This window comes from Actinomadura miaoliensis (genome assembly GCF_039536785.1).
In the GTDB taxonomy this organism is placed as follows: Bacteria; Actinomycetota; Actinomycetes; order Streptosporangiales; family Streptosporangiaceae; genus Spirillospora; species Spirillospora miaoliensis.
Map to the genome: position 1 here is coordinate 56,855 of NZ_BAAAZG010000061.1, position 12,365 is coordinate 69,219.

General features: G+C 72.8%; 11 protein-coding genes. 1 reads left to right on the forward strand and 10 read right to left on the reverse strand.

From position 1 onward, the window contains the following. Positions 1–13: 13 nt before the first annotated feature. On the reverse strand, positions 14–1,246 hold the full coding sequence (locus ABD811_RS38195) for a DUF2207 domain-containing protein (RefSeq protein ID WP_344957581.1): 1,233 nt from the start codon (positions 1,244–1,246) through the stop codon (positions 14–16). Between the two features lie 258 nt (positions 1,247–1,504). On the opposite strand from ABD811_RS38195, the gene ABD811_RS38200 reads away from it, so the two are divergent. Next, a complete protein-coding gene (locus ABD811_RS38200) occupies positions 1,505–1,948 on the forward strand; it encodes a hypothetical protein (protein WP_344957583.1) in 444 nt (147 codons plus the stop codon). Positions 1,949–1,998: 50 nt separating this feature from the next. On the opposite strand, the gene ABD811_RS38205 is transcribed toward ABD811_RS38200, so the two are convergent. The 9 genes from ABD811_RS38205 to thrC all read right to left on the reverse strand — a co-directional run bounded on the left by ABD811_RS38205 (position 1,999) and on the right by thrC (position 12,338). Beyond that, the gene (locus ABD811_RS38205; protein WP_344957585.1) at positions 1,999–2,841 is read right to left on the reverse strand and encodes an L-threonylcarbamoyladenylate synthase; all 843 of its coding nucleotides are present in this window, start codon (positions 2,839–2,841) and stop codon (positions 1,999–2,001) included. Positions 2,842–2,903: 62 nt separating this feature from the next. Next, complete coding sequence (gene prmC / locus ABD811_RS38210) at positions 2,904–3,764, reverse strand: peptide chain release factor N(5)-glutamine methyltransferase (protein WP_344957587.1); 861 nt, start codon at positions 3,762–3,764, stop codon at positions 2,904–2,906. Beyond that, positions 3,761–4,846, reverse strand: a complete 1,086-nt coding sequence (gene prfA, locus ABD811_RS38215; protein ID WP_344957589.1) for a peptide chain release factor 1 — start codon at positions 4,844–4,846, stop codon at positions 3,761–3,763. The genes prmC and prfA overlap by 4 nt, the downstream gene beginning before the upstream one ends. A 238-nt stretch (positions 4,847–5,084) precedes the next feature. Then, on the reverse strand, positions 5,085–5,303 hold the full coding sequence (gene rpmE / locus ABD811_RS38220) for a 50S ribosomal protein L31 (RefSeq protein ID WP_344957591.1): 219 nt from the start codon (positions 5,301–5,303) through the stop codon (positions 5,085–5,087). Between the two features lie 251 nt (positions 5,304–5,554). Then, entirely contained in the window at positions 5,555–6,205 is a 651-nt protein-coding gene (locus ABD811_RS38225; RefSeq protein ID WP_344957766.1) for a response regulator transcription factor, read from the reverse strand. 50 nt (positions 6,206–6,255) lie between these two features. Continuing rightward, entirely contained in the window at positions 6,256–7,572 is a 1,317-nt protein-coding gene (locus ABD811_RS38230; RefSeq protein WP_344957593.1) for a sensor histidine kinase, read from the reverse strand. A 255-nt stretch (positions 7,573–7,827) separates the two neighbouring features. After that, entirely contained in the window at positions 7,828–9,795 is a 1,968-nt protein-coding gene (gene rho / locus ABD811_RS38235) for a transcription termination factor Rho (protein WP_344957595.1), read from the reverse strand. A gap of 492 nt (positions 9,796–10,287) precedes the next feature. After that, entirely contained in the window at positions 10,288–11,274 is a 987-nt protein-coding gene (gene thrB / locus ABD811_RS38240) for a homoserine kinase (protein ID WP_344957597.1), read from the reverse strand. Continuing rightward, positions 11,271–12,338, reverse strand: a complete 1,068-nt coding sequence (gene thrC, locus ABD811_RS38245; RefSeq protein ID WP_344957599.1) for a threonine synthase — start codon at positions 12,336–12,338, stop codon at positions 11,271–11,273. The genes thrB and thrC overlap by 4 nt, the downstream gene beginning before the upstream one ends. Between the last annotated feature and the right edge of the window lie 27 nt (positions 12,339–12,365).

The following is a 12,365-nucleotide window of genomic DNA, read 5'->3' on the forward strand; positions in this document are numbered from 1 at the left end:
CGCACGCCTCCCCTCACCGGCCCCCTGGCCACCGCTCCGCGGTACGTCGCGCACGCCGCCTGGGTTCGGTTCCACGCGTGACGTCGTCGGCGGCGATGCGGCCGGACCTGACCAACAAAACAGACGGCCGCCGGACGCGATCGGTTCGCACCGGCGGTTCATCGCCAACTCTATTCCCCTTGCCCGGCCCCCGTTGCGTGATCCGTATCGGGAACCGGTGAAGGGAGACGATAGCGGTTCCGACCACGGTCAACGCGACACCGCCCATGCTCGCGTCCCCCACCGAGACCGCCCACACGCCGTGCCGGGCGACCTCGTGCGACACGTCGGCGGCCACCAGCAGGCCGCCGAGGGCGACCAGCAAACGGCCCCTGCCCGCCGGCACAAGGCCCCTGTCCCCCGGCACCGTCCGCCCGCCCCGGGCGACCCCCGCCACACCGGCGAGCGCCAGCAGGAGCAGCCCCGACCCGGCCCAGGTGACCGCCCAGTGCGGCCGTGCGCGGCGGGGCGGCGGCACCGAGATCGCGTCCTTGGGCAGCAGCACCGTGACGTGCATGCTCTCGTGCGGGCGCAGCCCGCTCTGGGTGAAGTCGATGGCGTACGGGCCGTCGCGGTCCCGCAGGCAGCCGGTGGCGGACTCGCTCGTCCCGGACCGGCACCGAACCTTCCGCAGCACCACCGGCGCCTCCACGCGCACGGCGGCCTCCCGGATCGGCACATCCCAGGACGTGCCGAGGGCGTCCCAGTTCAGCTCATCGTGAACGGCCCCCGGAGTGAACGCCCCCGAGACCGTGTACTCGATCACGTACGCCTGCCGCCCCCGGACGGTGCGGTCGTCGTCCCCGACGCTGATCAGCAGGTCGTGCCACAGCCTGCGGGTGCGCGCCCGCGCCGGGGCCCCGGTGGACGAACTGGTCCGCACGTCGCGGATCTCGAACAGCCGGTCGCCCCGCCGGTACGGCAGCCGCCGGACGATCCCGTGCTCGCCGCCCCGGGCGAAGTCGTAGGTGATGGTCTCCCGCACGTGCAGATCACCGTTGGCGGCGATCGCCAGGACGACGTCATAGGCCGGAATGCTCTCGAACTCCTCGGGCCCCACGTCCCCGGCGCCACCGCCCTCCTCCGCCCGCGCGGCGGCCGGGGCGGGCGTGATCGGCACGAGCGCGAGCAGCACGAGGACGACGATCGCCGGAAGGGCACCGAGGGCGACCGTCCGCGCCCGGACCCGGCCACGCACGTCAGGCATGATTTCACCACTCGGCCGACATCATCGTCGTAACGAGGCTATTACTCTCCGAAGTCTCCAGTTCCGTCCCGTTCAGGTTACGTGTCATGGGCGATGCGGTGACCATCACGAGCACGACACGGTCGCATGGCCGGCGGGCGCCTTGTGACGAACCAGAAGGTTTCAACGCGCCAATTCGGGGAATGGCGGGCGGCCATTCCTGGCGCACGCCCACGGCCTGCGCTAGCGTTGAATTCCCCCGCCGAGCCAGGAGGTGCCGTGCACCCGTCCGGACCGCGACGCGCCGCCACGATCACCGTCTGCACCGGGCTGCTGCTGAGCGGCCTCGGCTCCGCCGCCGCGGGGGCGCAGGCCGCCGCTAACGGTTCGTGGACGACCAGAGGCGGCTACGCGGCCGTGGACGCCGGCGGAACGTACACCAGAAACGCCGGGCGCGTCACCGTGAACGGCTGGCTGCGGGACCGCAAGACCAACGGCCGGGCCGCCGCGGTGCAGTTCCGCACCACCGAGGGCGACTGGCGGCACACCAGCGCCGTGTACTTCTTCCTGACCGGCGACAGACCCGCCGACCTGCCTTACCGCCAGCGTTACGGCCGGTTCTTCAGCTCCGACTTCACCGATCACCTGTACGCGCGGGAATGCGGCGTCACACCCGACCGCAAGCGCGCCGCGAAGTGCGGGAACTGGCAGAAGATCTTCTGACCGGACGTTTCCCCGGCCCGATTCCCCGCCCCTTTCCCGGGGCGCCGGAATTACTTGGCGCCGTCCTTTTTGAGGGACGGTCCGGCCGAGTCGTCCGCCTCTTCCGCGGGCTTCTTGGCGGCGGATTCCGCGGATTCCGCGGCGTCGGCGGAGGCGGATTCGGCGGGCTTTTCCCCGGCCGTCGCCGGCTTGTCCAGCGAGACGGGAGCGTCGGCGGACTCCTCCGGAACGTCCTCCTGCTCGTCCTCGTCGGTCAGCAGGACGCCCACCACGGAGCGGATCTTGTCCTCGGAGATCGCCCCGGCGCGCAGCAGCCGCGGTATCGAACCGGTGAGGTCGATGATCGTGGACGCCTCGCCCAGGCCCGCCGGGCCGCCGTCCAGGTACACCGACACCGCGTCGCCGAGCATCTTCTCGGCCTCGTCGGCCGAGCGGGCCGCCGGACGGCCGCTGAGGTTGGCGCTGCTGACGGCCAGCGGGCCGGTCTCCTTGAGCAGCTCAACCGCCAGGTCGTGCATCGGCATCCGCACCGCGACGGTGCCCTTGGTGTCGCCCAGGTCCCACACCAGGTTCCGGTTGGCGCGGCAGACGATCGTCAGGGCGCCCGGCCAGAACTCGTCGATGAGGTCCTGCCCGTAGGTCCCGAGGTCCTCCACGAGGGCCGTGGCGGCCCGTACGGAGCCCACCAGCACCGGCGGGGGCATGTCCCTGCCGCGGCCCTTGGCGTCCAGCAGGGCGGTCACCGCGGCCGGGGTGAAGGCGTCGGCGCCGATGCCGTACACGGTGTCGGTGGGCAGCACGATCAGCTCTCCGCGCCGTACCGCCGAGACCGCCTCGGCGATCCCCCGGGTGCGCTCCATGGGGTCGGCGGCGCAGTCATAACGTCGGCTCACGGTGCCATCCTTCCATGTCCGCGCCGTGTCCCGGCCCCGCCCCGGCGGGCGCCGGCACGGCCTCAGTCCGTTCCCAGGCGGGCGGTCACGAAGCGGTCGCGGTTGGTCAGGTCGCGGCGGTTGCGCACGTCCCGCCAGCCGTTCTCCTCGGCGAAGACCCAGTAGACCGCGTTGCCCTGCAGGTCGCTGTGCTCGACCGCCACGTACCCGCCGGGCCGCAGCAGCCGCCGCGCCGTACGCTCCACCACGCGGATCGCGTTCAGGCCGTCGTCGCCGCCGCCCCACAGCGCCGCCGCCGGGTCGTGGTCGCGCACGTCCTTGGGCACGTACTCCCACTCGGTCATCGGGATGTACGGGGGGTTGCTGACCACCAGGTCGACGGTGCCGTTCAGCTCGGCCAGCGCGGTGCCGAAGTCGTCCAGGTGCAGCCGCACCCGGCCCCGCTCGTCCAGCTCCTCGACGTTGCGGGTGGCGTGGACGAACGCGGTGGGGTCCTTCTCCACGGCGTGCACGCGCGCCCGCGGCGCCTCCCGGGCGATGGACAGCGCGATCGCGCCCGATCCGGTGCCCAGGTCGACCACCAGGGGGTCCCGCACGTCCATGTCGCGCAGCGTCTCCAGCGCCCAGCCGACCATCACCTCGGTCTCCGGACGCGGGATGAACACCCCCGGCCCGACCTTCAGCTCCAGGTAACGGAAGAACGCCCGTCCGGTGATGTGCTGCAGCGGCTCGCCCGCCTCGCGCCGCGCCACGTACTCCCAGAAGCGGGCGTCGAACGCGGCGTCGGGCACGGTGTGCAGCTCGCCGCGCGGCACCCCGTGCACGGCGGCGGCCAGCTCCTCGGCGTCGGCGCGGGGCGAGGCGGCCCCGGCGTCGGCCAGCCGCGCGGTCGCCCGTGCGACCTCGTCGAGCAGCAGGTTCATGACGTCGGTTGCGCCTCTTGCGCCTGTCCGGCCTCGGCCAGCCTGCGTGCGGTGTCGGCGTCCACCAGCGCCTGCGTGACGTTGTGCAGGTCGCCGTCCAGCACCTGGTCGAGGTTGTACGCCTTGTATCCGACCCGGTGGTCGGAGATCCGGTTCTCCGGATAGTTGTAGGTGCGGACCCGTTCGGACCGGTCGACGGTGCGGACCTGGCTCTTGCGCTCGGCCGCCGCCGCCGCGTCCGCCTCCTCCTGCGCCATCGCCAGCAGCCGCGAGCGCAGGATCCGCATCGCCTGCTCCTTGTTCTGCAGCTGGCTCTTCTCGTTCTGGCAGGAGACCACCACGCCGGTCGGCAGGTGGGTGATGCGCACGGCCGAGTCGGTGGTGTTGACGCTCTGCCCGCCCGGCCCGGACGAGCGGTACACGTCGATCCGCAGGTCGTTGGGGTCGATGTCGACCTCGACCTCCTCGGCCTCCGGCGTGACGAGCACGCCGACGGCGCTGGTGTGGATGCGGCCCTGCGACTCGGTGACCGGCACCCGCTGCACGCGGTGCACGCCGCCCTCGTACTTCAGGCGCGTCCACACGCCCTCCTCCTGGCCGGGACGCGACTTCACCGCGACGGTCACGTCCTTGTAGCCGCCCAGATCGGAGGGGTGGGCGTCGATGATCTCGGTCTTCCAGCCGACCCGCTCGGCGTAGCGCAGGTACATCCGCAGCAGGTCCCCGGCGAACAGGGCCGACTCCTCGCCGCCCTCGCCCGCCTTGATCTCCAGGATGACGTCCTTGCCGTCGTTGGGGTCGCGCGGCAGCAGCAGGCGGCGCAGCCGCTCGGCCAGCTCGTCCCGCCGCTGCTCCAGCTCCTCGGCCTCGGCGGCGAACGCGGGGTCCTCGCCGGCCAGCTCGCGGGCGGCGCTCAGGTCGTCCTCGATCGCGGTGATCTCCCGCTGGGTCTCGACGACCGGCCGGAGCTCGGCGTAGCGGCGGCCCAGCCGGCGTGCCAGCGCCTGGTCGGCGTGCACGCCCGGGTCGGCGAGCCTGCCCTCGATGTCGGCGTATTCGCGGATGAGATCGTCGATCTTCACGGTGTCGTCGTCTCCGGCCTGGTGGCGGCCTTCGGGCCGGCGGACCGGCGGGGCCCGCGGTACGGCCGGGGCCGGAACGTCGATCGGGGCCGGGAGGTCGGCCGGGATGGATGGGTCGGTTCCGGCCGCAGGTCCGGCCGGGGTCGGTCTTGTGGCGCGGCGGGGCGCCGGCGGCGGACTCCGAACGGCCCGAGGACGCGCGTCGTCCCCGGGCCGATCTGGGTCGCTCCGCTCACCCCTACTTGCGGCCCGCCTTCTTGCCGAACCGCTGCTCGAAGCGCGCGACGCGGCCGCCGGTGTCCAGGATCTTCTGCTTGCCCGTGTAGAACGGGTGGCAGTTGGAGCACACGTCGGCGTGGATCACGCCGTTCTCGGCGGTGCTGCGGGTCTCGAACGTGTTGCCGCACGTGCACGTCACGGTCGTGACGACGTAGTTCGGGTGAATGTCGGGCTTCATGGTTCTCCTCGCCTAAGGGCGGTCGCCGGGCGCTTCCCATCTCCTGCCTGCGTTCCCACCAGGGTGAGGAGCGCGCGGGGGAGGCGTGAACCGGTACCGCAGCGGTCGCACTCCAAGTGTGCCAGATACCCGAACGTGCCGAGGTCACCCGGCATTCCCCGCGGAGGCCGGGCGCCCGCAACGGAGCGCTAGCGGAGTGAGGATCGCCCGGCCGACTGACGGGGGGTGTAGGGGGGTCGCCCCCCACAGGATCAACTATTGCGGCCGAGGTAGGTGAGGACGGCCATGACGCGGCGGTGGCCGCCCTGGGCGGGCTGCAGGCCCAGCTTCATGAAGATGTTGGAGATGTGCTTCTCCACGGCGCCCTCGGTGACGACGAGGTCCCTGGCGATCGCCCCGTTGGAGCGGCCCTGGGCCATCAGCGCCAGCACCTCGTGTTCGCGCGGGGTGAGGGCGGCCAGCGGGTCGCCGGTGCGGCGGCGGCCGAGCAGCTGGCCGATCACCTCGGGGTCGATGACGGTGCCGCCGACGGCGATGCGGCGCACCGCGTCGATGAAGTCGGCCACGTCGGACACCCGCTCCTTGAGCAGGTAGCCCACGCCCTCGGCGCCGCCGCCGATCAGTTCGGTGGCGTAGCGCTCCTCCACGTACTGCGACAGCACCAGGATGGGCGTGCCGGGCCGGCGTTCGCGGACCGCCAGCGCGGCGCGCAGGCCCTCGTCGGTGAAGGACGGCGGCATCCGCACGTCCACGATGGCCAGGTCGGGTTCGTGCTCGTCCACCGCGTCGAGCAGGCCCGGCCCGTCCCCCACCGTGGCCGCCGTCTCGATTCCGGCGTCGTCCAGCAGCCGGACGAGCCCCTCCCGCAGCAGCACCGAATCCTCGGCGATCACCACCCGCATGCCCTCGATTATCGCGGCCCGGTCCTCGTCCTCGTCCACGCGCCGGATCTCTACCAGGTGCAGGGCAGGTCCGCGCGGACGACGGTGGGGCCGCCGGGCGGGCTGTCGACGATCAGCATTCCGTCGATGGTGGCGGCGCGGTCGGCCAAGCCGGCCAGGCCGCCGCCCGGGTGCGCCGCCGCCCCGCCGACACCGTTGTCGGTGACCTCCACGACCACCCAGGCGTCCTCGCGGGCCACCCGGACCGTGGCGCGGGTCGCCCGGGCGTACTTGGCGATGTTGGCCAGGCACTCGGCGACGATGAAGTAGGCGATGCTCTCCACCGCGGCGGGCGGACGTTCGGGCAGGTCGACGGTCACCTCGACGGGCACGGACGCGCGTCCGGCCAGCCCGGAGATCGCCGCGTCCAGGCCACGGTCGGTGAGGATCGCCGGGTAGATGCCGCGGGCCAGGTCGCGCAGCTCGGTGATGGCCTCCTTGGTGCCCGCGTGCGCCTGCTCGATCAGCGCCCGCGCCCCCTCGGGGTCGGCGTCGAGCTTGGCGCGGGCCCGGCCGATGTCCATGGCGACCGCCAGCAGCCGCTGCTGCGCGCCGTCGTGCAGGTCGCGCTCGATGCGGCGGCGTTCGAACTCGGCGGCGTCCACCCCGCGGGCCCGGCTGGCCTGCAGCCGTTCGGTGCGGGCCCGCAGTTCGCGGTTCTCGGCCTGCGAGGCGCTGGGGCCGAGCAGCACCTGGGCCAGCAGCGCGTGCCCGGTCGCGATGGCGCGCGTCACGTAGAGGCTGAGGACGAGCAGCGCCAGGCCCACCGGCACGGCGGGCAGCGCGCCGAGCGGGTTGTCCACCCAGAACGACACCAGTCCCAGGCTGATCTCCGCCCCCTCGCGCGTGAACCCCACGATCAGCGGCAGGAACAGGAACGTGCCGGTCGCCGCCCACATCGCGATGGCGGCGGCGGACTCCACCAGCGACAGGGGGAAGCGCAAGTACAGGTAGAGCAGGTCCTTCCAGGTCGCCGGGTCGGCGGCCATGACCTTGAGCTTGGTCAGGGGGTTGCGGCCCGGGGGCAGGGGCCGGTAGGGGGTGGGGACGTCCACGCCGAACGCCAGTCGCGCCAGCGTCCGCTCCAGCACCGCCGCCAGCCGCCACAGCACCACCATCGTGGCCAGCATCGGGATGCCCACCCAGAGGATCACCAGTGCGGACGACAGCGCCAGCCCGACCGTCAGCCCGATCAGCCAGACGAGCCCGAACCCGAGGCTGACCGCCTGGTAGGCCGCCGACCGCCAGACCAGCCAGGACCGCGCCATGGCCACCGGCCGCCATGGCAGCTCAACGATCGAGGCCCCGCCGCCCCTCAACTCGCCCACATCGACCTCCGTGCCGGGTACGCCGTACGAGCCCAGCCTGCCGGTGCCGCCTCCACGGGACCATGGAGCCCACCGCCGCGTCCAGGGTGGGGCTATCCCCACCCCTGCCGGGATGGGGGCTTGGCCGTCATGCCGATGGGCGGGCGTCCGGAACCCGCCGGCGGACGATCAACGGGCGGGCGGTCGTCGCGCGCGCGTCGCGACGACCCCCGTCACGCACGGGTCGGTGGTTCCGCGCCGGACGCCCCGGGAAGGTCAGCGGTCGTCGGCGACCGTGGTCTTCTGGACCTGGAGCAGGAACTCGGCGTTGGACTTGGTCTCCTTCATCTTCTCGATGAGGAGCTCCAGCGCCTGCTGGGTGTCCAGGGCGTGCAGCACGCGGCGCAGCTGCCAGACCACGCGCAGCTCCTCCGGCGCCATGAGGATCTCCTCCTTGCGGGTGCCGGACGCGTCCACGTCCACCGCGGGGAAGATCCGCTTGTCGGCGAGCTGCCGGTTGAGCTTGAGCTCCATGTTGCCGGTGCCCTTGAACTCCTCGAAGATGACCTCGTCCATGCGGGACCCGGTCTCCACCAGCGCGGTGGCGAGGATGGTCAGCGAGCCGCCGTTCTCGATGTTGCGGGCCGCGCCGAAGAACCGCTTGGGCGGGTACAGCGCGGTGGAGTCCACACCACCGGACAGGATGCGGCCCGAGGCGGGCGCGGCCAGGTTGTACGCGCGGCCCAGGCGGGTGATCGAGTCGAGCAGCACGACCACGTCGTGGCCCAGCTCCACCAGCCGCTTGGCACGTTCGATGGCCAGCTCGGCGACCGTGGTGTGGTCCTCGGCGGGACGGTCGAAGGTCGAGTGGATGACCTCGCCCTTCACCGACCGCTGCATGTCGGTGACCTCTTCCGGCCGCTCGTCCACCAGCACCACCATCAGGTGGCACTCGGGGTTGTTCTTGGTGATCGCGTTGGCGATCGCCTGCAGCACCATCGTCTTACCGGCCTTGGGCGGCGAGACGATCAGGCCGCGCTGGCCCTTGCCGATCGGCGACACCAGGTCGATGATCCGCGTGGTCAGCACCCCGGGCTCGGTCTCCAGGCGCAGCCGGTCCTGCGGGTACAGCGGCGTCAGCTTGGAGAACTCGACGCGGTTCTTGGCCTGCTCGGGCTCCATCCCGTTGATGGTGTCGACCCGGACCAGCGCGTTGAACTTCTCGCGCCGCTCGCCCTCGCGCGGCTGGCGCACGGCGCCGGTGATGACGTCGCCCTTGCGCATGCCGTTCTTGCGGACCTGGGCCAGGGAGACGTACACGTCGTTGGGCCCGGCCAGGTAGCCGGTGGTGCGGATGAAGGCGTAGTTGTCGAGGATGTCCAGGATCCCGGCGACGGGGATGAGGACGTCGTCCTCGTTGATCACCGGCTCCTCGTAGCGGTCGCCGCGGCCACGGCCGCGGTTGCGCTCGCGGAACCGGCGGCCCCGCCGGCCGCGGCCGCCGCCGTCGCCGTCGTCGTCGGAGGACTGCCCCGAGCCCTGGCCGCCGCGCTGGCGTCCCTGCTGGTCGCGCCCGTCGCGGTCGCGCCCGTCGCGGTCACGTCCGTCGCGGTCACGTCCGTCACGGTCGCGTCCGTTGCGGCCGCGCTGACGGCCGCCGTCGCGGGCGCCGTCCCGGCCCCCTTCGCGTCCGCCCTGGGCCTCGCCGTCCTCGGCGCGGGCGTCGCCCTCGGCCTTGACGCCGTCGGACTTGCCGCCCTGCGCCGCGGCGGGCCGCTCGGCGTCGCGCTCGCCGCGGTCGGCCTTGCCGTCGCCCTTGGCCGGGCGCTCGGCCTTCTCTGCGGCCTTGTCGGCCTTGTCGGTGGTCTTGCCGTCGTCGGCGGCCGGGACGGCCTCGATGGTCACCTGGCCCTCGGCGGCGTCGCGCTTGGCCGCCGAACGGGTGCGGCGCGGACGCTCGGTCTTGGTGGCAGCGGCTCCCTGCTCGCCCCCGGCCGAGCCCTCCGCCTGGGCGCCGCCCTGCTTCTCCTGGATGGCGGCGATGAGCTGGCTCTTGCGCATCCCGGTGGTGCCGGTGATGCCGAGGCTGGACGCGAGCGCCTTCAGCTCGGGCAGCACCATGGCCGAGAGGCCGGTGCCGGACCGGCGACGCCGGGGGGTGGCACGCTGCTCGGGGGCCTCGGCGGCCTCGGCGGCAGGTGCCTTGCTCGTTGCGTCCGTAAGGAGTTCGCTGGATTCGCTCACTAAGGGTCCTTCCCAGGGAGCGGGTGTAGGCCGGCGGTCGGCCAGGCAACCCGGTGGTGCGGCCCGGCGGGGGCGCCGAGTCGGGCTCCGCGGATCACGATGGGGCCGCGATCTGCGTTTTCTGGGCACAGCCAGATGATGGTCGGGGCGGTTCGCGCGTCGTCCCCGGTACCGCCACGTCCGTAGTATCGCTGGAACGGCTGACAACGGGATGTCACGGTGTCGGGAAGCCTAGTACGCGGGACCGACACGACCGAAGGGCCGAACAGGTGACGCGTGGCTGACAAGCACACGGCCCCGAACGGGGCATCTGGTGCGGCAATCAGCCTAACATCACCAGGGCACACTGCTATTCCCCAGAGGTCGATGTCTTCGCATTTTACCTAGGCGGATCGTTGCACCCGGCTGGAGCGCCGCGCCATCCCCCTTCCCCCTGCGCGCGGCGTCACGGCCGTCCGGACGTCGGGATCCGGGTTCACCCAGGCCCTGCGCTCAGGACCGGATACCGGGACCGTCGGAACCATCAGGCTGAACGCAGGCGCCATGGGGGGCAACGTCCAGCGGGTGTATGTGCCACCCATTACCCACTTCCGGGCCCATCGAATCAACTTGTGATGCGGTTGTGAAGGCCAGGACAGTAGGTCCTGCCCCGGAAATCACCGCGGGCACGCCCTTGGCGCGCAGCCTTTCCACCAACGCGGCCGATTCCGGCATGGCGGGGGCCCGGTACCGCTGGTGCAGACGGTCCTCGGTCGCGTCCAGCAGCACCTCGGGGCCGAGCCCGCGGGTGAGCGCGGCGACGAGCAGGGCGGCACGGGCCGCGTTGGCGGCGGCGTCGGCGTGCGGGACGGTCTCCGGCAGCAGCCCCCGCGCGCGCTCGGTGGCCAGCCGCGTCTCCGGGACGAACGCCACGACCTGCCGGACCTTCGGGTCGAGCCGTACCAGGCGAGGCCCCTGCGGGGTCGTCCACGCGACCGTCAGGCCGCCCGCCAGGCACGGCGCGACGTTGTCGGGGTGCCCCTCGATCTCGGTGGCCAGCCGCAGCGCCGCGTCGTCGTCCAGCACCTCTCCGTGCGGGTGCAGGTGACGCGCCGCGACGATGCCCGCGACGATCGCGGCGGACGACGAGCCCAGGCCGCGGCTGTGCGGGATGCGGTTGACGCAGCGCAGCCGTAGCCCGGCCCAGCCGGTCCCGACGGCGGCGGGCGCGAGGGCGTCGATGGCCTCGAACGCCCGGCGCAGCGTGGTGACGATCAGGTGCCGGTCGCCCCGTTCGGCGACCTCGGCGCCCTCGCCGTCCACCTCGATGGACAGGCCGGTGAAGCGGGTACCGTCGACGTCGAGGTCCACCTCGACGTCGTCGTACAACGTCAGGGCCAGACCGAGCGAGTCGAACCCCGGGCCGAGGTTGGCGCTGGTGGCGGGCACCCGTACCCGTACCGGGCCCGGCAGGTTCGCGCCGCCCCCGGGGCGGCTCACGCCAGGCCCAGCGCGGACGCGGCGGCGTGGGCGTCCACCTTGACCGTGGTGGGGGCGGGCGCCCCGGAGATGGCCCAGTCGGGGTCCTTGAGGCCGTTACCGGTCACCGTGCACACCACCCGGGACCCGCGCGGCACGACCCCCTGCTCGGCGGCCTGCAGCACACCGGCCACGCTCGCCGCCGACGCGGGCTCGACGAACACGCCCTCCTCGCGGGCCAGCAGCCGGTAGGCGGCCAGGATCTGGCGGTCGGTGACGGCGTCGATCGCGCCGCCCGACTCGTCGCGCGCCGCGATCGCCAGGTCCCACGACGCGGGGTTGCCGATGCGGATCGCGGTGGCGATCGTCGACGGCTTGGGCACCGGCTCGCCCCGCACGAACGGCGCGGCGCCGCTGGCCTGGAAGCCCAGCATGCGCGGGGTCCGCGACGCGACGCCGTCGGCCGCGTACTCCTTGTAGCCCATCCAGTAGGCGGAGATGTTGCCGGCGTTGCCGACCGGCAGGCAGTGCACGTCGGGCGCGTCGCCGAGCGCGTCCACGATCTCGAACGCGGCGGTCTTCTGGCCCTGCAGGCGGTAGGGGTTGACCGAGTTGACCAGCGCCACCGGGTAGTCCACGGCGAGCTTGCGGGCCAGTTCCAGGCAGTCGTCGAAGTTGCCGTCCACCTGCAGCAGCCGCGCGCCGTGCACCAGCGCCTGCGCCAGCTTGCCCATGGCGATCTTGCCCTGCGGGACGAGCACCGCGCACGTCATCCCCGCGCGCACCGCGTAGGCGGCCGCGGACGCGGAGGTGTTGCCGGTGGACGCGCAGATCACCGCCTTGGCGCCCTCCTCGGCGGCCTTGCTGATCGCCACCGTCATGCCGCGGTCCTTGAACGACCCGGTCGGGTTGGCGCCCTCCACCTTCAGGTGGACCTCGCAGCCGGTCAGCTGGGAGATCCGCGGGGCGGGCAGCAGCGGCGTGCCCCCCTCCCGCAGGGTGATCACCGGGGTCCGGTCCGACACCGGGAGCCGGTCGCGGTACTCCTCGATCAAGCCGCGCCACGCGCGGGCGGTCGCGTTCACTGTCGCTCCTTGGATGACCTGCGGTGT